The sequence below is a fragment of the Salegentibacter sp. BLCTC genome, assembly GCF_015143665.1.
Taxonomy (GTDB): Bacteria; Bacteroidota; Bacteroidia; order Flavobacteriales; family Flavobacteriaceae; genus Salegentibacter; species Salegentibacter maritimus.
In genome coordinates this window covers 136,614-157,153 of sequence record NZ_WYEW01000007.1, presented here as the reverse complement: position 1 = coordinate 157,153, position 20,540 = coordinate 136,614, and the positions used below count along the sequence as shown (strand labels likewise).

Genomic DNA, 20,540 nt, shown 5'->3' with positions numbered 1-20,540 from the left:
AACCAATGAATATTCCACAAGATTTAAAGTATACCAAAGATCACGAATGGATCAGGGTAGAAGGTGATACTGTTACAATAGGTATTACAGATTTCGCTCAAAGCGAATTGGGAGACATCGTTTATGTAGAAGTAGAAACCCTGGATGAGACCCTTGATAAAGAAGAGGTGTTTGGTACTGTAGAAGCGGTAAAGACCGTTTCAGACCTGTATTTGCCAATTTCTGGAGAGATTATTGAATTTAATGAAAGTCTTGAAGACGAGCCTGAAAAAGTGAATTCAGACCCTTACGGAGAAGGTTGGATGATTAAAGTGAAATTTTCTGATGAATCTCAGTTGGAAGAACTTTTAAGCGCAGATGCTTATAAAGAAATTCTTGGTAACTAGAATTGCTTTATTTGTAGCTTGTTCCTACACAGTTTTACTAACGGTTTCGTCTTTGGTGAAACTTGGTAAAATTAGTGTTGGAAGTTTTAATCCTACAGATAAACTTTTACACCTTGTAGCTTATTTTGGGTTATTGGTATTGTGGAAGGTATATTTTATGTTGAAAAATAAACCTAAGAATACTTATAAGAGTAACCTTTTTAAAATTGCAGGCCTTGCAGTGCTGTTTGGTATGTTAATTGAGCTTTTACAAGGAGTGCTCACCAGTTATCGTCAACCAGATTGGTTTGATATTTTGGCTAATACCACTGGTGTTTTGCTTGCTGTTATTATCTTTCTTTTCTTTGAAAGAAGTCTAAAAAGGTTAAATAGCAAGATTAATTTAGTTTTTTAGAAAAAATATTTATTTTAGCAATCCTTATTAATCAATAACCAATTATGGAACCAAAGAAAAATCCAAAAGCCGATTTAAAGAGAAAGAGCGTGCTGTTTCTCCAATTGGGGCTTGTCCTGGTCCTATTAATTACCTGGCGTGCTATTGAATGGAAGACTTATGACAAGGAAGCCATTGATACCGGCCAGTTAAGTATGGACGATTTAGACGATGAAGAAATCCCAATTACCGAGATGCAGAATACACCTCCGCCACCACCTCCGCCGCCTCCAGCGCCAGAGATTATTGAGGTTGTAGAGGATGAAGAAGAGGTTGAGGAAGATGAGATTGAATCTACAGAAACAAATCTTGAAGAGATTGTTGAAGTAGAGGAAGTTGTTGAGGCTCCTGTAGAAGAAGAAGTGGCAGATGTACCTTTTGCTGTTATTGAAGATGTGCCAATTTTCCCAGGTTGTGAAAACCTGAAAAATAATGAAGAGCGCAAACAATGTATGAGTAAAAAAATCAGTCAGTTTGTAAACCGTAACTTTGATACAGATCTTGGTGCAGAGCTAGGTCTTTCGGGTGTAAATAGAGTGATTGTTCAGTTTAAAATTGATGAAAAGGGAAATATTACTAACGTAATGTCTCGTGCACCGCACCCAAGATTAGAACGTGAGGCTGCAAGAGTAATTAATAAATTACCGAAAATGCAACCAGGGAAACAAAGAGGAAAAGCGGTTGGAGTTATGTACTCGCTACCTATTGTATTCCAGGTACAGGACTAAATAAAGTTTTTTTTGATATTGAATCCCGGGCTTGTTCCCGGGATTTTTTTGTTTATACCGGTTTACTCTATTCAAAAAAATGTATATTTCCAGAGTGTAACCAACCTTTCTTCAATTTGAGTATGAAGAGCTATTTGTTTCTTCTGGTTTTATTAATTATAAATAATTTTAAATTCCAGGCTCAAAGCAATGTTCAGCGCTTTCCTGAATTTCCGCAATGCTCCACGGTAGATTTTGAAAATAAAGAAGCTTGTTTTAAGAATACTTTACGCGAGTTTATCCTTGCTAATTATATCGTTCCTTCTAAAGTGATTGATGAGGATTATAGGGGAGAGGTGAAGGTGGTTTTTGAAGTTGATAAATTTGGTGCTTTTCAGGTACTTTATTTAGATGCAGCCTACGTTGAGTTGAAAGAAGAGATGCAGCGTGTTTTTAATATGCTTCCTACAATACAGCCGGCTACTTACAACGCCAGGCCTGTTTTTGCTCAGTTTAGAATGCCGGTTAAAATTCCACTATCTTTAAACCTGGAACAATTTCAACAGGCTTATAAAGGGAATCATAAAAGCGAATCGGTATTATTTCAGACTGATAATGACATTGATAATGAATATGATGAAATTCAACCCGGCAAATTTACACGGCCTAGGTATGAGAGCCAGATAAATATCCCGCTTTCTCATGAATATTATAGTCGGTTTGATGCTGAATTTAATAGGATTGGCGTCAATACACATGCTGCTTCAAAACCGTTACTTTTTTCTGAGGTTTCTAAGTATTATAATTTCAAAAAGGAAGAAGATACTCAGCTTAAGAAGGTAAATTCATGGTTAGGTCGCAAATTGCTTAATGAGCATCTGGCGCAATTTCAAACCGAAGATTATTGGTTTACTTTAGATTTTGCTTTAGATCTTCAGTTAGGTAAAGATTTTCAGCAAAAAGACTTCGATTTTACCTATAATAATACCCGGGCGCTAGTTTTTCAGGGTGGGTTAGGTAAGAAGCTTAATTTTTACACCGTTGCTTACGAGAATCAAGGTAGGTTTGCCGACTATTATAATCGTTTTGCAGAATCTTTAAGGCCAGATGGGGGAGATCCTGCTATAATTCCCGGTAGAGGTATTGCTAAACCTTTTATGGATGAAGGTTATGATTATCCTGTAGCCGAAGGATACTTGTCTTACACGCCCAATAAATTTTTTAATTTGCAGTTTGGACACGGCAAGAATTTTATAGGGGATGGCTATAGGTCGCTTTTAATGAGCGATAATGCTTCGCCTTATCCATATTTTAAACTGAATACTACATTTTGGAAGCTGAAATATACCAATACCTGGATGTCTTTGCGGGATGTGCGGCCAGAAGTTACGGCCAGTGGTTCTTTTAGGACAAAATATATGGCAAGTCATTATTTAAGCTATAATGTTACCAAAAGGCTTAATATTGGTTTGTTTGAATCTGTGGTTTGGGAAAATGATAACAACCGGGGCTTCGATTTAAATTATTTGAACCCGGTAATTTTTTATAGGGCTATTGAGTTTTCTACCGGTGCCAGGGGTGGAAATGCTATTATTGGGCTTTCTTCAAAATATAAGTTTTCAAACACTATAAACGCGTATGGCCAATTTGTAATAGACGAATTTTCTACTTCCGATGTATTCGGAGGGCAGCAAAGCTGGAAGAATAAACTTGGTTACCAACTGGGGGTCAAATATTTTGATGCGTTTAAGGTGCCGGGGCTTTATCTTCAGCTTGAATATAACCAGGTGCGTCCTTATACATATTCGCATAATACCGGAGTTTTAAATTACGGCCATAATAACCAATCTATGGCTCATTTATGGGGTGCTAATTTTAGGGAAATACTTGCTATTGCTCGTTATAAGAAAAACAGGTGGTATGGAAATGTTAAAGTAATTTATGGTAAACGCGGTTTCGACAATACCGATGCGCAGGCTTATGGTGGTGATATTTATAGTAGTGAACGGCAACGTCCGTTTGATGTTGGAGTGAAAGTTGGCCAGGGAAATACCACTAAATCTTTGTTTGGTAGTATTGAAGCCGGTTATATTGTGAACCCGGCAACGAATTTAAAATTATACGGGAGCTTTATATATCGTTCTTTTAATCCTCGTTTAGATACAGCTTCTTATTTTGACAATACCACAAGTTGGTTAAACTTTGGTATAAGAACCGATATTTTTAACTGGTACTACGATTATTAAAATCTGATTTCTGTTGTAAATCTATAACCACTACCGGAAGTCGTGAGTGGTAATTATCTTTCAATATTTCAGCAAATCCTTAAGTGCTTAAAATTAACATTTTTGCCCCCTTGCCAAAACCTAATTAAGGAGTATCTTTGCGCCAATTTAAAAAACTATTTTTGAGCAGCACCGGCGTACATACTTCCTCGGCTTCTATCGTAACAGACTTTAAAGAGATTACCAAAGTAAGGCTTGCTGTAAGCGTTGTTTTTTCATCGGTAGCAGGATATTTTTTAGGAGCCGATAATATAGATTTTGTGACCGTTTTCCTTTTGGCTGTTGGTGGTTACTTTATGGTTGGAGCGTCAAATGCCTATAACCAGATTATAGAGCGTAATTTAGACGCCCTTATGGATCGTACTAAAAATCGTCCTATTCCGGGTGGAAGAATGTCGGTAAGTACTGCTTTTTTAATTGCCAGTGTTTTTACTATTTGCGGACTTGTAGTCTTATATATTATTAACCCAAAGACTGCGATGTTTGGGGCAATAAGTATTTTTATATATGTAAGTGTTTATACGCCTCTTAAGACTAAAACCCCATTATCTGTATTTGTAGGAGCTATTCCCGGGGCCATTCCTTTTATGTTGGGTTGGGTTGCTGCTACCGGAGATTTTAGTATAGAGCCGGGTACTTTGTTTATGATTCAATTTTTTTGGCAGTTTCCGCATTTTTGGGCAATTGGTTGGTGGTTGTACGACGACTATAAAAAAGGTGGCTTTTTTATGTTGCCTACCGGAAAGCGGGATAAGGGAACGGCTATACAGATTATTCTTTATTCAATATGGACCGTTTTAGTGTCATTAGTTCCGGTATTTGGGGTTACAGATAAACTTTTTCTAACTCCCGTCGCAGGTGTCGTTATTCTTTTACTTGGTTTGGGAATGCTGTATTATGCGATAAGGTTGTATAAAGAAAAAACTGCCCAGGCCGCAAAAAAATTAATGTTTGCGAGTGTATCTTATATTACGCTGCTACAAATTGTATATGTTTTAGATAAATTTATAAGACAATGGATTTAACTCAAGGTGAAGAAAAACATAAATATGACAGGGCTAAGAAAATGATGCTCTGGTTTGGGATAATAAGCATGATCATGACCTTTGGTGGATTAACAAGTGCTTATGTTGTGAGTAAAACAAGGCCAGATTGGCTAACAGAATTCGAATTGCCGTCTGCTTTTTTTTGGAGTACCCTTGTAATAGTTTTGAGTAGTATTACTTTTATTCTGGCAAAACAAAGCATTTTGTCTGGAAACCGAAGAAATGCCTCGGCGATGTTGATTGGCACCCTGGTCCTGGCTGTGCTGTTTATGGTGCTGCAATTTAATGGGTTTTCTGAGATTATAGCTAAAGGCTATTACTTTACCGGAAGCGAAAGTAGTATTACCACTTCTTTTATTTATGTGCTTGTTTTAGTGCATTTGGTGCATTTGGCTGTAGGTGTGATCACGCTTTTGGTGGTAATTTATAACCATTTTAAACAAAGATATAAAAAAGGTCAAATGCTTGGTATTGAGCTAGGTGGCACTTTTTGGCATTTTCTTGATCTTATGTGGATATACCTGTTTGTATTTTTATATTTCTTTAAATAATAAAATTGCGTATTTTTGCGCAATACTTAAAAATTAAAAACTCTTCTATGGAAGCTACTGTTGTTAGAACAGGCACCGAAGGTAAAACCTGGGGTGGTGGAAATGAGCCTTTAAAAGCTAGCTATGGCAAAATGATGATGTGGTTTTTCATCGTTTCTGATGCACTTACCTTCTCTGGTTTTCTTGCAGCTTATGGATTTTCCCGATTTAAATTTATGGACTCTTGGCCAATTGCCGATGAAGTTTTTAATCACTTTCCTTTTTTACATGGTGTAGACGCTCCAATGTATTATGTGGCGTTAATGACCTTTATTCTTATCTTCTCGTCAGTAACTATGGTTTTGGCAGTAGATGCTGGTCATCAACTTAAGAAAGGAAAAGTTACATTTTATATGTTTCTTACTATTATTGGTGGTGTTATTTTCCTTGGTTCTCAAGCCTGGGAATGGAAAAACTTTATCAATGGTACTTATGGGGCTGTTTATACAGAAGGTGGTAATATACTGCAGTTTGTAGATAGTGAGGGCCATCGTGTAGCACTTTCTGATGTAGCTGCTTCTCAGGCTTCACCCAGAGTAGAGCATGAGGCGAGAAACGGGGTTTGGTTTGAGAGCGAAAAATCTTTGCCATCTTACTCTATAGAAGAAGTGAAAGCAGGCTTTGGAGAAAATTCAGATCTTCTTATAAGAACACAAATAATGAACGAAGAGGGGGAGAAAACCATTCTCTCTCGTGAAGAATCTATTGCTAAGTTAAACAGTGAAGCTGTAGGTGTAATAGAGGGAGCTAACCTTACCCGTAATGAATACGGCCCGCCGTTGTTTGCAGACTTCTTTTTCTTTATTACCGGTTTCCATGGTTTTCACGTATTTACAGGAGTGCTTATTAACATTATAATTTTCTTTAATGTTATTTTGGGTACTTACGAGCGTAGAAAGAATTACGAGATGGTAGAAAAGGTTGGTCTTTACTGGCACTTTGTGGATTTAGTTTGGGTATTTGTTTTTACATTCTTTTACCTGGTTTAATTTTAGAAATAAATAAAAATGGCACACGATACAGCACATCAACACGAATCTAATACAAAAAGGATTTGGACGGTATTTGTAATACTTTCCATAGTTACAATTGTTGAAGTTGTTCTGGGGATTTTTAAACCCGAATTTCTAACAGATACTTCTTTTTTGAGCATGTCGCTCCTAAACTGGATTTTTATTATCCTAACTATATATAAAGCCTATTATATTGCCTGGTCTTTTATGCATTTAGAAGGAGAAACTAAAGGTTTGCGAAGAGCTATAGTATGGACGGCAGTTTTTCTTATTAGCTACCTTATATTTATCCTTTTAACCGAAGGGGATTATATTTATGAGGTCTTTAATAATGGTTATGTATCCTGGGATTTCTAGGACAAAGAACTTAAAAGTTAAAAAAGTACAGAAAGGCGGTTTTGTTAAACCGTCTTTTTATTTTTGTGCCACTTTTAAATATAGGATATGAAAAAGTTTTTTGTGCTTTTGGTACTCTTTGCATTACCTATTATTGCTTATATGTTTTTTGCTTCAGGGCAAAATAACTTTGCGAAATTGCCTGTTTTAACCGAAGAGGTTAATGACGTTTCTGAATTTCAGGACCTGGAAGGAAACACAGTTACTTTCAAAGATAAAATTAGTATCGTTGCTTTTTTTGGTGAAAAGCTCGATGACTTAAAAGGGAATACCTTTAATCTTGATCAAAAAATACTCGAGAAATACTACGAATTCGACGATTTTCAATTTATTGTAGTGCTTCCCGAGGTAGCGCGTGAAGAGGCCAGGAAATTTAAAGAAGAATTCAGCGGTATTTCAGAAACTCAAAAATGGAGGTTTGTTTTTGGTACACCTAAGGCTATAAAAGAAACCTTTAATAGCTTTAAGACTCCGCATACCCTACAAGGCACTTATACTCCCTATGTTTTTATTGTGGATAAAGAATTTAATTTAAGAGGTAGGGATGACGATGAAGATTTTGGAAAAGTTTATGGATACGATTCAAGGTCTGTTGCAGAGTTAAGCGATAAAATGAATGATGATGTTAAAGTGATTCTTGCTGAATATAGGTTAGCTTTAAAAAAGAATAACGCCGATAGAGAAAATAATTAAAAATGAAGAGAAAATATTCTTACATAGGCCTTTCCCTAACTATTTTGATCTTTGGGATTATTTTTATTCCTAAAATTGTAAGTACCATTGCCGGGGATGAAGTGGTGAAGGCCGATAGGTTAAATGTGAAGGGCGCAGACAAGACATCTAATAACAGTAAACCCTTAACTTATATAGAGGTTAACGGTAAAAAGAAAAAAGCACCAGATTTTCAATTGATAAATCAAGACGGAGATACCATAACCAATAAAGATTACCTGGGGAAGGTATATGTGGCGGAGTTCTTTTTTACTACCTGCCCTACAATTTGCCCAATAATGAACCAAAATTTGGTTGAAATTCAGGAAGAATTTAAAAATAAAAATGATTTCGGAATTGCTTCCTTTTCTATAGATCCCAAACATGATACCCCTGAGGTTTTAAAATCTTATGCAGAAAACTATGGGATAAATCATCCTAATTGGAATTTATTGACCGGCGAAAGAGAAGCTATTTATGGGCTTGCCAATGGTGGTTTTAATATTTATGCAGGAGAAAATAGTGAAGTTCCCGGTGGTTTTGCCCATCAGGGCTTGTTTGCCTTGGTAGATAAGGAGGGTTATATTAGATCGCGACTGGATAGGTTTGGAAATCCTATAATTTATTATCGTGGATCTGTAGAAAGAAAGAAATCTGTAATAGAGGGGGAGGAAGAGCCTCAAATTGATATTTTAATCGAAGATATTAAAAAGCTATTGTGAAAAGAACACTAACAAAAGTAGATAAAATCGCAGTACCGGTAATAATTGGTTTATCTATATTGGTCCCAGCTCTGGTACTTGTTTTAATGTATTTACCTGAACGCTATAATATATTTGGCACCCAGGCAGGCACTTTCCCATTTTTCCATGCGGTATTAAATGGGTCTACCGCCATTCTTTTAATGCTGGGGTATTTCTTTATGAATATTAAAGAGTATAAGCTACATCGTAATGTTATGATTACTGCTTTTGTGCTTTCAGCTATATTTTTGGTGAGCTATGTGATCTCAAAAATAAGTAATGATCCTGTCTCATATGGCGGCGAGGGTATTTTGCGACCTGTGTATTTCTTTATTCTTATTACGCATATTGTACTTTCGGCTATTATTGTACCATTAGTACTTTTTACAATGTACAGAGGTTTAACGGGAGAATATGAAAAGCACGCAAAAATTGCCCGATGGACCTTCCCTATATGGCTGTATGTAGCAATTACAGGGGTGTTGGTATATATTTTTATGTTTCCCTATTATTAGTAGTCTATCTTCTTCTTGAAGAAATTAAGACTTAACAGCTATACTAAACAGTTGTTTGGGAAAATTCTTAAATTTGTAGTCTGAAATTACCATTATGAAACTTAAGTTTTTAATTTTTATCTTCCTGCTAATTCTAGTGCCCGAGCTGGCCAATGCACAATGTTCTATGTGTCGTGCGGTTCTTGAAAGTGATACCGACCAAAGCGCAGCTAAAGGTATTAATAATGGTATCCTTTACCTTATGGCATTTCCATATTTATTGGTTGGTGCTTTAGGTTTTTTTATCTACCGATCTAGAAAAAAGGCTAAGAAAATTCAGAAAGTTTAAGAAAGCCTAATTTTTTTTCTTAAAAATATTGTAACTTTTTCATTGTGATAGAGTCTTATTGGTAACGCTTTTTCTAAAAGTTAGTAACCCGTAATTTTATTTCAATGATAGAGATTAGAGATCTTCATAAGTCTTATAAGATGGGTAGCAGTTCGCTACACGTTTTAAAAGGGATTAATTTTAGCGTTGCCGAAGGAGAACTCGTTTCTATTATGGGGTCGTCCGGATCTGGCAAATCTACTTTTCTAAATATTTTAGGGATGTTAGATGAATTAGATGAAGGCTCTTATACCCTGGATGGCGTACCTATTAAAAATCTTAATGAAAAGATAGCTGCTCGTTACCGTAATAAATTTCTGGGTTTTATTTTCCAGTCATTTAATCTTATTTCTTATAAAAGTGCTTTAGATAATGTGGCTCTGCCCTTGTATTATCAGGGGATTAATCGGGGCGAGCGCATGGAAAAGGCGATGGCTTATCTGGAAAAGGTGGGTCTTGCTGATTGGAGCGGTCATTTACCGAATGAATTGTCTGGAGGTCAAAAACAGCGGGTTGCTATTGCAAGGGCGCTGGCCAGCGATCCAAAGGTGCTTTTAGCCGATGAACCTACCGGGGCATTAGATTCAAAAACATCTTATGAAGTAATGAACCTAATCCAGGAAATTAACGATGAGGGTCGAACCATACTTGTGGTTACCCACGAGCCCGATATTGCTGCCATGACCAAGAGGATCGTTAATTTAAAAGATGGTAAGATAATCCAGGACACCAGGGTTAAACAAATAAGAGCACTGGAAAATGTTTGATTTAGAACGTTGGGAAGAGATTTTTGATACCATTCGTAAAAATAAATTACGAACCTTTTTAACTGGCCTTTCGGTAGCTTCAGGGATTTTTATTCTAGTAATTCTTTTGGGAATTGGGGAGGGGATGCGAAACGGTATTTCCCAGGAATTCAAAAGAGATGCTGCTAACATTATTTATGTCTACACAGGTGTTACCTCGAAAGAATACAAGGGGCTAAATCCCGGTAGGAGAATTCAAATGAAGAATGAAGACTTCAACTATGCCTCCTTAAAACATCAGGATGATTTAGAGTATAAATCTTCTATTTTTAGAATTTGGAACGGTATAGTTAACTATGGGAAGGAGTCGGGCTCTTATCGGGTAGAAGGGGTTTATCCAGATTATCAATTTCTTGAAAATAGTGGGATGGTAGAAGGCCGTTTTCTCAACTATAAAGATTATCATAATTATGAGAAAGTTTTAGTGGTAGGCAATAAGGTTAGGAACGATCTTTTTAAAGACAATAAGCAACCAATAGGGGAGTATATTCAGATTTCAGGTGTAAATTTTAAGGTTATTGGAGTGTATACCGATCCTGGTGGAGAAAGGGAAGAGAGTCGTGTGTTTATGCCCCTTTCTACCGCACAACGTGTATTTGGAGGTGCGAATAATATCGCCAATATGGCTTTTACTTTAGAGCCGGAAGAGAGTTTTGAAAAGGCACTTGCTGCTTCCAGTAGTTTTTCGGCAGATATAGAAAATCAATTAAAAGAAACTCATACCATAGCCCCAGATGATGAAAGTGCCGTTAGTATCAATAATTCCCTGGAAAATGCCAAGCGTTTTTACGATTTAATGGATATGATAAAATTTTTCTTTTGGGGGGTGGGGATCTGTACCATTATTGCCGGGGTGGTGGGCGTAAGTAACATCATGCTAATTATAGTAAAAGAAAGAACCCGGGAAATAGGGATCAGAAAAGCCCTGGGGGCAGAGCCGCTCTCTATTGTGGGAATGGTTTTGCACGAGTCTATTTTTGTAACTGCAATAGCCGGTTTTGTGGGTCTGATAGCCAGTTTGCTATTGCTGGAGTTTGTTGGTCCGCTTATAGAAACTCCCTACATTGCTAATCCTGCCGTTAATTTTAATGTAGCACTTACCACCGTTTTTATCTTGATACTTGCCGGTGCCATAGCAGGGTTTTTTCCTGCCTGGAGGGCTGCGAGAATTAAACCCATTGTAGCACTAAGAGACGAATAGTATGTTTAGCAGGGATAAATGGAGTGAAATAATTGAAGCATTAAGCTCTAACTGGTTTAGGACTATCCTTACTGCGTTTGGCGTAATGTGGGGTATCTTTATTCTTGTTATTTTATTGGCGGCAGGAAAGGGACTTGAAAATGGTGTAAAAAAAGGTTTTGGGGGCATAGCTACAAATACCATGTTTATGTGGACGCAAACAGCCTCTAAACCTTATAAAGGTTTGCCTAAAGGAAGAAGGTACAATTTTAAAACAGCAGATGTAGAAGCGCTTAGAGAGAATGTTCCCGGTCTTAGATTTATTTCTCCAAGGAATCAATTAGGTGGTTTTGGGGGAAATAACAATGTAGTTAGAGGCCTTCAAACCGGTGCTTTTAATGTCTATGGCGATTATCCTGAGATTATTCAACAGGAGCCCATGGATATTACTTCCGGAAGGTTTATAAACTATTTAGATATTCAGGAGAAGCGTAAAGTAGCCATTATTGGAGAAGGCGTAAAACGGGAACTTTATGAGAAAGATGAAGAAGTTTTAGGGACTTATCTTAAAATTAATGGAGTAAATTTTATGGTAATTGGAACCTACAAGAAAAAAGGTGGTGGAGGCGGAAACGTAGAAGAAGCTCAAAAACAAATCTATGTTCCATTTACAGCTTTTTCCCAGGCTTTTAATATGGGAGATACCGTGGGCTGGATGGCGATTACCGCAAATGATGAAAACTCTATTACCAGTTTAAAATCCAGCATTTTAGATCTTATAAAAACCAGGCATTCAATTCACCCTGAAGATGACAGGGCGGTAGGGAACTTCGATTTATATGAAGAGTTTAATAGGGTAAACGGTTTGTTTGTAGCACTTAAGGCAGTGGCCTACTTTGTAGGTATTTTGGTGTTGCTCTCCGGTATAATAGGAATTAGCAATATTATGCTAATTGTAGTGAAAGAGAGAACGAATGAAATTGGAGTGAGACGTGCTCTTGGTGCCACTCCATGGTCAATAAGGGGGCAAATCTTAATGGAGTCTATTTTTCTGACTATTATTTCGGGAATGGCCGGTATTATTTTCGCTACCGGAATAATTGCGACAGTAAATTATGCTTTAAGTGGAATGGATACTTCCGAAATGATGTTTGCAAACCCAAGTGTGGATTTAGGAGTTGTACTTACTGCCCTTGCTATTTTGGTATGTTCAGGTTTGTTAGCGGGGCTTATTCCGGCTCAAAATGCAATTAAAATAAAGCCTGTAGATGCGTTAAGAACTGAGTAAAGAAAAGAAGATAAATACAATCAAAAAATGAAAAAAACAGTTACCATTTCAATTTTAGTATTGATCGCCGTGGTTTTTGTCGGGGCATTATACTATTTGTTTCAGAAAAACCAGGAAGATCCCAGGGTTTATGAAACCGAACAGGCTTATGTAGAGACCATTGTTAAAAAAACCGTAGCTACCGGTAATATCGTACCCAAGGAAGAAGTGCTTATAAAACCTAATATTTCCGGGATTATAGATGAAATATACATTGAGGCCGGAGAGAAGGTGAAAGCTGGAGACCTTATCGCAAAAATAAGGGTTATTCCAAATGTAAATTCATTGCAAAGTGCAAAAGATGCGGTAGCTACAGCTAAAATCAATTTAGATAATGAGAAAAAGTCATTTGAGAGGCAGAAATCCTTATTTGAAAAAGGTGTGATTTCTCAAAACGATTTCGATAATGCCGAAGCCAACTATAAAAGAATGCAGCAAAATTACCGTTCTGCTCAACAAAACTTTGAAATTGTACAAACAGGAACTACCAGTGGTATAGGGAGTGCGGCTAATACACTTATACGCTCCACGGTAGACGGAATGGTACTTGACGTTCCTGTAAAAGTAGGGAACCAGGTAATTGAAAGTAATAATTTTAATGACGGTACTACCCTGGCTACTCTGGCCGATGTGAACGAAATGATTTTTGAGGGGAAAGTTGATGAAAGCGAAGTAGGTAAAATTAAAGAAGGTTTGCCTTTAGAAGTAACAGTAGGTGCTATAGAGAATAAAACTTTTAATGCTGTTTTGGATTATATAGCCCCAAAAGGTGTAGATGAAAATGGAGCCATTCAGTTTGAGATAAAAGGAACCCTAAATAAAGCCGATACGACTTTTATTAGAGCCGGTTTAAGTGCCAATGCTTCCATTATTTTAGATAGGGCAGATGAGGTTTTGGCCATTAAAGAAGCACTTGTTCAATTCGATCCTAAAACTCAGGATCCTTTCGTGGAAGTACAGACCGGAGATCAGCAATTTGAAAGAAGGGATTTGACGTTGGGAATTAGTGATGGGATTCAGGTAGAGGTGAAAGAAGGAATTTCTGAAGACGATAAGATTAAGGTTTGGAACAAGGTGCAACCCGGACCTGAATTCGCCGGAAAATAGATTTTTACTTCAAAATGTAACAAGTTAAGAATTTCGCAGACTCATCAACCACAATCCCGATTATGAAAAAATATAACTTATTAGTCATACTGTTATTTTCTGGTTTATTTGTAAAAGCTCAGGAAAATAACAAATGGACACTTCAGGAATGCGTAAACTACGCATTAGAGAATAATATTTCAGTAAAACAAAGCGAGCTGGATGTAGAACTTGCCGAATTAGGAAAAAAAGATGCCTTTGGTAACTTCCTGCCCAATGTAAATGCTTCGGCCACCAATTCCTGGAATACAGGGCTTACACAAAATGTAACCACCGGGGTATTGCAAACCCAGACTACCAGAAATTTTTCTGCAGGGGTTACCGCCAGTCTAAACCTTTTTGACGGACTAAGAAACTTTAAGGAATTGCAACGGGCAAAAATTTCTAAACTGGCCAGCCAGTATGCGCTTGATAAAATGAAGGACGATATCACTCTTTTTGTTGCAGATGCCTATTTGCAAGTGCTTTTTAATAAACAGAACCTGGAGATTCTTAAAATGCAAAACGAGGTTACCCGTGAGCAAATGGAGCGCACAGAAGAACTGGTAGAAGCCGGTTCTTTGCCTAAAGGAGATCTTCTGGAAATTGAAGCTACTTTTGCCGATGAGAAACAGCGTATAATTGTGGCTCAAAACAATATTAGAATTTCACTTATTAGTTTAGCACAAACGCTGCTAATAAAAGATTACGAGAATTTTGATATCGTAGAATCGGGTTACGATATTTTTGGAACCGAAATTTTGGACAATCCGGTAGAAGATATAGTAGAGCGGGCCAAAGAAGAAAGATCTGAAATTAAGATTGCAGAAGCTAATAAGGAAATAGCCCAAAAAGATGTAGAAATAGCTAAAGGAGCTTACTACCCAAGCGTGGGCGCCTTCTTTAATTATAATACCCGTGAATCTGGTCAGGGAAGAGTTGTAGGGGCAGAAGTAGATCCCAACGATCCTACTCGTGAAATAGGGGTAGTTGAAAGCACCGGGGATATTGTAGTTGCTCCCAATGTTTTAACAACTATTGGAAGTCCTTTGCCGTTTTTTGAGCAATTACAGCGCAACGATGGTATAAGTTATGGTGTTCAGGTTAGTGTGCCAATTTTTAATGGATTAGCTACAAGAAACCAGGTTAGAAGAAGCCAGGTAAATGCAAAGCGGGCCGAGTATCAGTTGGAGCAGGCCGAATTAGATCTTGAAGCGAATGTGTATCAGGCGTATGTAGATGCCGAAGGAGCTTTTGAAGCTTATGAAGCTTCTTTGGTTGCAGCTAATGCACAAGAACAGGCTTTTGAATACTCTACACAGCGTTTTGATGTAGGGATTTCTAATGCCTTTGAGTTTAGCCAGGCAAAATTAAGGTATGAAAATGCACAAAGTGAAGTGCTTAGAACCAAATACGATTATATTTTTAAACTAAAAGTACTTGAACTATATTTTGGAGTACCGGTGACCGATCTTAAATTTTAAATCATGAAGAAAAAGACGCTTTTTATAATTATTGGAATTGCTGTAGCACTTATTCTATTGCTAATAGTGGGAAAAAAAGCAGGCTGGTTTGGAAAAACCGGTAATTTTAAAGAAGTAGAGATCACCAAAATAGAGCCTATAGATATTGTAGAAACTGTATCGGCTACGGGAAAAATTCAACCTGAGATTGAAGTTAAATTATCTTCTGAAGTTTCTGGTGAAATAATAGAACTTCCTGTGGTAGAAGGTCAGGCTGTAGAAAAAGGAGATTTGTTGGTTAGGGTAAACCCAGATATTTATCAATCTAACGTGAATAGGGCACAGGCAGGCCTTGAAACTTCCCGTGCAAATTATGCCCAGGCTCAGGCAAGTTTAAAACAAGCGGAAGCAAATTATAACCGGAACAAAAGCCTTTTTGAAAAGGGAGTGATTTCGAAAGCCGAGTGGGATAGGGTTGTTTCAGAATATGAAGTAGCGAAAGCCAATAAAGAATCGGCCTATTACAATATGCAAAGTACATCGGCTACTGTAAAGGAAGCTCAGGATAACCTTGGGCGTACAAATATTTACGCACCTATGAGCGGTACCATTTCAAAATTAGATGCAGAATTGGGTGAAAGGGTTGTTGGAACCCAACAAATGGCGGGTACCGAAATTCTTAGGGTAGCCAACCTTACCAACATGGAGGTAGAAGTAGACGTAAATGAAAATGATATTGTAAAGGTTGAGGTAGGCGATTCTACTATTGTAGAGGTAGATGCTTATTTAGGAGAAGAGTTTAAAGGGATTGTTACCGAAATTTCAAATTCGGCCGATGCTGCACTTACCACCGACCAGGTGACTAATTTTAAAGTGAAAGTTCGTATTTTAGAGGAATCTTATAAAGAGCTTTTAAAAGAAAAACCTGATAATTATTCTCCTTTTAGACCCGGTATGACCGCTACAGTAGATATTATTACCAATAGAAAAGATGCTATTATAGGGGTTCCTATTAGTGCAATTGTAATAAAAAGTGATACTACAAAGACCAAAAGCGAAGAACAAAAATACGAGGCCGTTTTTCTAAAGGATGGAGAAAAAGCTCAACTAAGAAAGGTTTCTACCGGAATTCAGGATGATAGTAATATAGAAATTACCGAAGGTTTAACCGAAGGAGAAACCGTAATTACAGGACCCTATAATACCGTAACTAAAAGCCTTAAAGAAGGCGATGATGTTGAGGTAATTAAGAAATAAGAAAACATAAAACATGGCTTTAATACTTTGCCTGGAAACCGCTACCACCAATTGCTCTGTTGCACTTTCAAAGGATGGGCAGTTATTAGCTTTAAAAGAAGATAAAAGCAATAATTATTCGCACGCCGAGAAGTTGCACGTTTTTATAGATGAAATTTTAAATGAAAACAATTTAGGCGTTCAGAATCTGGATGCAGTGGCCGTTAGTAAAGGTCCTGGTTCTTACACAGGCTTGAGAATAGGGGTTTCTGCAGCCAAAGGACTATGTTTTTCTTTGGATATTCCTTTAATAGCCATTCCTACCTTAAATTCGCTGGCTGCGCAAGTTGAACTTGAGAAAGGCTTTATTGTTCCCATGTTAGATGCACGCCGAATGGAAGTTTATGCCAGTGTTTTTGATGAAAATCTGGATGAACTAAGAGAAACTAAAGCTGAAGTCCTGGATGAAAATTCTTTTAGTCATTTTCTTGAAAAGAATACAACGATATTTGTAGGAAATGGGGTAGAGAAATTTAAAGCAATTTGCACCCATTCAAATGCCAGGTTTATTTTAGATAAATTACCATCGGCAAAAGAAATGTGTTCATTAGCAGAAGCTAAATACAAAATAAGCGACACCGAAGATGTCGCTTATTTTGAACCTTATTATTTAAAAGATTTTATTGCCGGTTAATCGGCCTTGTTTTTGGACCTCTTTTCTACCGTACCGTTCATTTTAGTTTGATCGTAAAGATAAACATCTCTTTGGGGATAAGGAATTGTCATACCGGCTTCTTCCAGTCTTATTTTTCCTTCTTCAATCATATACCAGTGTAGATCCCAGAATTTACTGTTTTCAGCAAAATACCTTACTGAAAAATTAACTGAATCGGCGCCCAGTTCAGAAACAATAACTTGCGGTGCCGGATCTTTAAGTACATCTTCCTGCTCCTCTACAAGGTTTCTTAAAACTTCCTTGGCTTTCTTTAAATCATCATCATAAGAAATTCCAAAACTTAGATTTTCTTTTCTTGTACCATTATAGCTGTAATTAATAATATTATCATTACTTAATTCACCATTTGGAATTACCGCCCGCTGATTTCCGAAAGTATCTAGTTTGGTGTAAAACAACGATATCTCAACTACGGTTCCAGAAACCCCCTGTACTTCTATCCAATCTCCAACTTTAAAAGGTTTTAAAATTATTAAGATAACACCACCGGCCAAATTAGAGAGTGATCCCTGCATAGCTAGACCAATGGCTAAACCAGCAGCACCAAGCGCGGCTACCAAAGAGGCGCTCTGTACACCAAGTTGTGTGATAAAGAGAACAAATAATAATATTTTAAGTCCCCACCTTAGCGCATTTAAAGTGAAAATTTCTAAGGTTTTATCGTAATCTTTCTTTTTGAATAACTTTTCTACATACTTTACAATTAAACCTATTACCCAAAGGCCAATTATTAGGAGCGCTAAAGCGCCTATTAAAGTAGGTAGATAGTCAATAAATTTGTCTGCGTATTCTTTTGCGATATCGCCCCAATCGTCAAGTTGTTCCATAAGGTAAAATATTTTTAAGGCAAATTGACCAATATTTTTTCATTTAAAAGAACTTTTCTTGTTTAATTTTTGTTAAAATCATTTTAGTTTTTCAATGGCTTTTTCAACAGAGTTTAAAGGAAGATCGCACTTTCCGCCGCTACAGATATAAATTAAGTCTTTATTATCACTAAATCGGTTTTTTAGAATCGAAATTTCTGATGTCCTTGTAGAGCCTGCAAAAACACAGTTTGGAAGGAACTCTTGTTGGAGTTGCTTTTTTATAGAAAGTGCATTTTTGCCCATAATCGCTATTTCATTAAAAGACTCGGTAAAATTTAGCATCAAATCCAGCCAGTTTGCATAAGACTGCGGATGGGTTTCTATTTGAGGTTGAACTATTCTCAGCATTTTCTCCGATAAATCGTAATACTCCCTATTTCCTGTTATACAGGAAAGTTTAAATAGATTTTTGGCCATGACTGAATTTGAAGCTGGTATCACATTATCATTCAATTCATAGTTTCTGGTAATTAAAGCTTCATCTCTACAAGAGGTGAAATAGAACATTCCCGATTTTTTATCCTGAAAGTCTTCAAGGCAAACCAGGATTAAATGTTTTGCTATTTCAAGCCATTTTTCTTCGAAAGTGGCTTCATATAAATTAAGAAAGGCTTCGGTACAAAGGGCATAGTCTTCCAGGTAAGCATTTATAGAGCTTTTACCATCTTTAAAACTATGCCAAAGCCTATAATCTGTTTTTAACTGCTGTTCTTGAAGAAATGCTGCGTTTTTTAATGCATTTTCAAGGAATTTTGGTTCCCCAAAAGCTTTATAGGCATCTACATATCCGTTTAGCATAAGGGCGTTCCAGGAAGTTAAGCTTTTATCGTCCAGTTCGGGTTTTAGTCTTTTGTCACGTTCTTTTTTTAAAATTTTAGTCCAGTGTTTTTTCTTTTCTTCTAGTTTTGATGGTTTGAGTTTAAATGTCTCGGCAATCTCTTTATCGCTTTTAGATCGAATAAGCACATAATTGTTCTCTTCCCATTTCCCGAACGAATTTATATTATAGTAGGCTTCAAATATGTAGAAGTCTTCTTGAAGTAACTTTTGTAAATCATCTTTCTCCCAAACATAATAGGCACCTTCTTTTTTGTTGTCGCTTTTATCTTTACTGTCTGCATCTAAAGCAGAATAAAAGGCTCCGTTATTAGCTGTTAATTCCTCTTTTATAAAATTAAGGGTTTTGTAAACCACTTCTTTGTACCATTGGTTTTTCTTGAAAGCAAAAGCTTTGCTGTAGAGACTTACCAGTTGAGCATTGTCGTAAAGCATTTTTTCAAAATGGGGTACATGCCAGCGCTCATCTACCGAGTATCTTGAGAAACCACCGCCAATATGGTCAAAGATCCCGCCATATGAAATCTTGTTTAAGCTATGTATACAATGTTCAAAGACATCCTTGCTATCGTGTTGCACGGCATATCTGAATAGAAAAGACAAGCTTACCGGAAGCATAAACTTAGGGGCGCCCTGCGAACCGCCATTTTTAAGGTCAAATGTTTTTCTCCATTTTTGCAGCATATTTTTCAAAAATTGAGGAGCAAAGGGGGTTTCTTCTTTGGGAGTTTCAATGAGTTGTAGCCGTTTTAAACCTGCTTCCAGTTTAGCGGCATAGTCTTTCATTTCGTTGGGTTTAGTATGGTAAAGTGTAGAGAGTTGTTTTAAAGCATCTTTCCATTGGTCTTTTCTAAAATAGGTGCCACCCCAAACAGGTCTGCCGTCTGGTAATGCTACAATATTCATTGGCCAACCGCCTGTGCCTGTCATTATTTGAATAGCATTCATATAAACCTGGTCTATATCGGGGCGTTCTTCTCTATCAACTTTTATATTTACAAAATGCCGATTCATAATTTCGGCAACAGATTCATCTTCAAAGCTTTCGTGTTCCATTACGTGGCACCAGTGACAGGCAGAATAGCCCACGCTTATGAGTAGGAGCTTATTTTCCCTGCGCGCTTTTTCCAGGCTTTGTGTATTCCAGCCTTCCCAGTTTACTGGATTGTGGGCGTGTTGTAGGAGGTAAGGACTTGTTTCGTTAATTAGTTTATTGGTAAATTTAGGTTTGGCCATATACTGTTTTTAAAATCAAAAACGCTCCCCGGAATCCCAGGGAGCGTCTATAATATTTTTGAGTAAAAATTAATTGACTACAAAAGAGATTTTCACATTAACCCGAAATTCGGTAATGTTTTCTCCATTTACAAGTGCACTTTGCTCTTTAACATAAACAGATTTTATATTTTTAACTGTCTTAGATGCGTGTTTTACAGCTTTCTTGGTAGCGTCTTCCCAACTTTCGGTTGAATTGGCCAAGATCTCAATTACTTTTATAATAGACATGACTTTTAGTTTTAGAGAGTTATAAATCAGTTTACTATTAAAAATAAATAGATTTTTGTATGAGATGCCGGTTTTTTAAAAAGCGGGGGATTTTACTAGTTGTCTGTACTAATATCAGTTGCTGAAATTTAAGCCTGGAAACTCTTTAGAAGTTTTAAAACTTTGAAAGCAATTAAAAATGAAACTTGTTAAACCATACTAGCTTTTAGGTTGAATTTTTAGGATCACAAAAGCTGGATTATTCATCTACGATTTAATTAAAG

22 protein-coding genes are annotated in these 20,540 nt (G+C 36.9%); 19 read left to right on the top strand and 3 right to left on the bottom strand.

Annotation, left to right across the window (positions count from 1 at the left end; genetic code table 11):
• The first annotated feature begins 5 nt into the window (after positions 1-5).
• From gcvH to tsaB, 19 genes are all read left to right on the top strand, one after another.
• Positions 6-386, top strand: a complete 381-nt coding sequence (gcvH, locus tag GUB10_RS10365; protein ID WP_193711381.1) for a glycine cleavage system protein GcvH — start codon at positions 6-8, stop codon at positions 384-386.
• Complete coding sequence (locus GUB10_RS10360) at positions 358-780, top strand: VanZ family protein (protein ID WP_193711380.1); 423 nt, start codon at positions 358-360, stop codon at positions 778-780. Before gcvH ends, GUB10_RS10360 begins: the two co-directional genes overlap by 29 nt.
• A gap of 44 nt (positions 781-824) precedes the next feature.
• Positions 825-1,547, top strand: coding sequence for an energy transducer TonB (locus GUB10_RS10355; RefSeq protein ID WP_193711379.1), 723 nt, complete (start codon positions 825-827; stop codon positions 1,545-1,547).
• A gap of 122 nt (positions 1,548-1,669) precedes the next feature.
• Positions 1,670-3,772, top strand: coding sequence for a gliding motility protein RemB (locus tag GUB10_RS10350; protein ID WP_193711378.1), 2,103 nt, complete (start codon positions 1,670-1,672; stop codon positions 3,770-3,772).
• Positions 3,773-3,933: 161 nt separating this feature from the next.
• The gene (gene cyoE, locus GUB10_RS10345; protein ID WP_193711377.1) at positions 3,934-4,836 is read left to right on the top strand and encodes a heme o synthase; all 903 of its coding nucleotides are present in this window, start codon (positions 3,934-3,936) and stop codon (positions 4,834-4,836) included.
• Positions 4,827-5,408, top strand: coding sequence for a cytochrome c oxidase subunit 3 (locus GUB10_RS10340; protein ID WP_193711376.1), 582 nt, complete (start codon positions 4,827-4,829; stop codon positions 5,406-5,408). Before cyoE ends, GUB10_RS10340 begins: the two co-directional genes overlap by 10 nt.
• A gap of 47 nt (positions 5,409-5,455) precedes the next feature.
• Entirely contained in the window at positions 5,456-6,436 is a 981-nt protein-coding gene (locus GUB10_RS10335) for a cytochrome c oxidase subunit 3 (protein WP_193711375.1), read from the top strand.
• An 18-nt stretch (positions 6,437-6,454) separates the two neighbouring features.
• A complete protein-coding gene (locus GUB10_RS10330; RefSeq protein WP_193711374.1) occupies positions 6,455-6,817 on the top strand; it encodes a cytochrome C oxidase subunit IV family protein in 363 nt (120 codons plus the stop codon).
• Between the two features lie 87 nt (positions 6,818-6,904).
• Entirely contained in the window at positions 6,905-7,549 is a 645-nt protein-coding gene (locus GUB10_RS10325; RefSeq protein ID WP_193711373.1) for a hypothetical protein, read from the top strand.
• Between the two features lie 2 nt (positions 7,550-7,551).
• Positions 7,552-8,289 (top strand): SCO family protein, encoded by a 738-nt coding sequence (locus tag GUB10_RS10320; RefSeq protein WP_193711372.1) that lies wholly within the window; start codon positions 7,552-7,554, stop codon positions 8,287-8,289.
• Complete coding sequence (locus tag GUB10_RS10315) at positions 8,286-8,825, top strand: DUF420 domain-containing protein (protein WP_193711371.1); 540 nt, start codon at positions 8,286-8,288, stop codon at positions 8,823-8,825. The genes GUB10_RS10320 and GUB10_RS10315 overlap by 4 nt, the downstream gene beginning before the upstream one ends.
• A 94-nt stretch (positions 8,826-8,919) precedes the next feature.
• Positions 8,920-9,153 (top strand): hypothetical protein, encoded by a 234-nt coding sequence (locus GUB10_RS10310; protein ID WP_193711370.1) that lies wholly within the window; start codon positions 8,920-8,922, stop codon positions 9,151-9,153.
• 104 nt (positions 9,154-9,257) lie between these two features.
• Positions 9,258-9,959, top strand: coding sequence for an ABC transporter ATP-binding protein (locus tag GUB10_RS10305; protein WP_193711369.1), 702 nt, complete (start codon positions 9,258-9,260; stop codon positions 9,957-9,959).
• Positions 9,952-11,199, top strand: a complete 1,248-nt coding sequence (locus GUB10_RS10300; RefSeq protein ID WP_193711368.1) for an ABC transporter permease — start codon at positions 9,952-9,954, stop codon at positions 11,197-11,199. The genes GUB10_RS10305 and GUB10_RS10300 overlap by 8 nt, the downstream gene beginning before the upstream one ends.
• A gap of 1 nt (position 11,200) precedes the next feature.
• Positions 11,201-12,466: an ABC transporter permease gene (locus tag GUB10_RS10295; protein WP_193711367.1), complete on the top strand. Its 1,266-nt coding sequence runs from the start codon at positions 11,201-11,203 to the stop codon at positions 12,464-12,466.
• Between the two features lie 27 nt (positions 12,467-12,493).
• Complete coding sequence (locus tag GUB10_RS10290; protein WP_193711366.1) at positions 12,494-13,612, top strand: efflux RND transporter periplasmic adaptor subunit; 1,119 nt, start codon at positions 12,494-12,496, stop codon at positions 13,610-13,612.
• A gap of 62 nt (positions 13,613-13,674) precedes the next feature.
• On the top strand, positions 13,675-15,114 hold the full coding sequence (locus GUB10_RS10285; protein WP_193711365.1) for a TolC family protein: 1,440 nt from the start codon (positions 13,675-13,677) through the stop codon (positions 15,112-15,114).
• 3 nt (positions 15,115-15,117) lie between these two features.
• Positions 15,118-16,350: an efflux RND transporter periplasmic adaptor subunit gene (locus GUB10_RS10280; protein WP_193711364.1), complete on the top strand. Its 1,233-nt coding sequence runs from the start codon at positions 15,118-15,120 to the stop codon at positions 16,348-16,350.
• Between the two features lie 13 nt (positions 16,351-16,363).
• Entirely contained in the window at positions 16,364-17,023 is a 660-nt protein-coding gene (gene tsaB, locus GUB10_RS10275) for a tRNA (adenosine(37)-N6)-threonylcarbamoyltransferase complex dimerization subunit type 1 TsaB (RefSeq protein ID WP_193711363.1), read from the top strand.
• On the opposite strand, the gene GUB10_RS10270 is transcribed toward tsaB, so the two are convergent.
• The 3 genes from GUB10_RS10270 to GUB10_RS10260 form a co-directional block, all read right to left on the bottom strand.
• The gene (locus GUB10_RS10270; RefSeq protein WP_193711362.1) at positions 17,020-17,892 is read right to left on the bottom strand and encodes a mechanosensitive ion channel family protein; all 873 of its coding nucleotides are present in this window, start codon (positions 17,890-17,892) and stop codon (positions 17,020-17,022) included. The genes tsaB and GUB10_RS10270 overlap by 4 nt on opposite strands.
• A 78-nt stretch (positions 17,893-17,970) precedes the next feature.
• Complete coding sequence (locus GUB10_RS10265) at positions 17,971-20,007, bottom strand: thioredoxin domain-containing protein (protein ID WP_193711361.1); 2,037 nt, start codon at positions 20,005-20,007, stop codon at positions 17,971-17,973.
• Positions 20,008-20,076: 69 nt separating this feature from the next.
• Positions 20,077-20,277 carry a dodecin family protein gene (locus GUB10_RS10260; protein ID WP_193711360.1) on the bottom strand — a complete coding sequence of 67 codons (201 nt, stop codon included), beginning with the start codon at positions 20,275-20,277 and terminating at the stop codon, positions 20,077-20,079.
• Positions 20,278-20,540: the final 263 nt, after the last annotated feature.

What these genes read in the sequence shown, in the direction of transcription:
- gcvH (WP_193711381.1), top strand. Translation starts at nt 6, where the DNA reads ATGAATATTCCACAAGATTTAAAGTATACCAAAGATCACGAATGGATC.
- GUB10_RS10360 (WP_193711380.1), top strand. Translation starts at nt 358, where the DNA reads ATGCTTATAAAGAAATTCTTGGTAACTAGAATTGCTTTATTTGTAGCT.
- GUB10_RS10355 (WP_193711379.1), top strand. Translation starts at nt 825, where the DNA reads ATGGAACCAAAGAAAAATCCAAAAGCCGATTTAAAGAGAAAGAGCGTG.
- GUB10_RS10350 (WP_193711378.1), top strand. Translation starts at nt 1,670, where the DNA reads ATGAAGAGCTATTTGTTTCTTCTGGTTTTATTAATTATAAATAATTTT.
- GUB10_RS10340 (WP_193711376.1), top strand. Translation starts at nt 4,827, where the DNA reads ATGGATTTAACTCAAGGTGAAGAAAAACATAAATATGACAGGGCTAAG.
- GUB10_RS10335 (WP_193711375.1), top strand. Translation starts at nt 5,456, where the DNA reads ATGGAAGCTACTGTTGTTAGAACAGGCACCGAAGGTAAAACCTGGGGT.
- GUB10_RS10330 (WP_193711374.1), top strand. Translation starts at nt 6,455, where the DNA reads ATGGCACACGATACAGCACATCAACACGAATCTAATACAAAAAGGATT.
- GUB10_RS10325 (WP_193711373.1), top strand. Translation starts at nt 6,905, where the DNA reads ATGAAAAAGTTTTTTGTGCTTTTGGTACTCTTTGCATTACCTATTATT.
- GUB10_RS10320 (WP_193711372.1), top strand. Translation starts at nt 7,552, where the DNA reads ATGAAGAGAAAATATTCTTACATAGGCCTTTCCCTAACTATTTTGATC.
- GUB10_RS10310 (WP_193711370.1), top strand. Translation starts at nt 8,920, where the DNA reads ATGAAACTTAAGTTTTTAATTTTTATCTTCCTGCTAATTCTAGTGCCC.
- GUB10_RS10305 (WP_193711369.1), top strand. Translation starts at nt 9,258, where the DNA reads ATGATAGAGATTAGAGATCTTCATAAGTCTTATAAGATGGGTAGCAGT.
- GUB10_RS10300 (WP_193711368.1), top strand. Translation starts at nt 9,952, where the DNA reads ATGTTTGATTTAGAACGTTGGGAAGAGATTTTTGATACCATTCGTAAA.
- GUB10_RS10295 (WP_193711367.1), top strand. Translation starts at nt 11,201, where the DNA reads ATGTTTAGCAGGGATAAATGGAGTGAAATAATTGAAGCATTAAGCTCT.
- GUB10_RS10290 (WP_193711366.1), top strand. Translation starts at nt 12,494, where the DNA reads ATGAAAAAAACAGTTACCATTTCAATTTTAGTATTGATCGCCGTGGTT.
- GUB10_RS10285 (WP_193711365.1), top strand. Translation starts at nt 13,675, where the DNA reads ATGAAAAAATATAACTTATTAGTCATACTGTTATTTTCTGGTTTATTT.
- GUB10_RS10280 (WP_193711364.1), top strand. Translation starts at nt 15,118, where the DNA reads ATGAAGAAAAAGACGCTTTTTATAATTATTGGAATTGCTGTAGCACTT.
- tsaB (WP_193711363.1), top strand. Translation starts at nt 16,364, where the DNA reads ATGGCTTTAATACTTTGCCTGGAAACCGCTACCACCAATTGCTCTGTT.
- GUB10_RS10270 (WP_193711362.1), bottom strand. Translation starts at nt 17,892, where the DNA reads ATGGAACAACTTGACGATTGGGGCGATATCGCAAAAGAATACGCAGAC.
- GUB10_RS10265 (WP_193711361.1), bottom strand. Translation starts at nt 20,007, where the DNA reads ATGGCCAAACCTAAATTTACCAATAAACTAATTAACGAAACAAGTCCT.
- GUB10_RS10260 (WP_193711360.1), bottom strand. Translation starts at nt 20,277, where the DNA reads ATGTCTATTATAAAAGTAATTGAGATCTTGGCCAATTCAACCGAAAGT.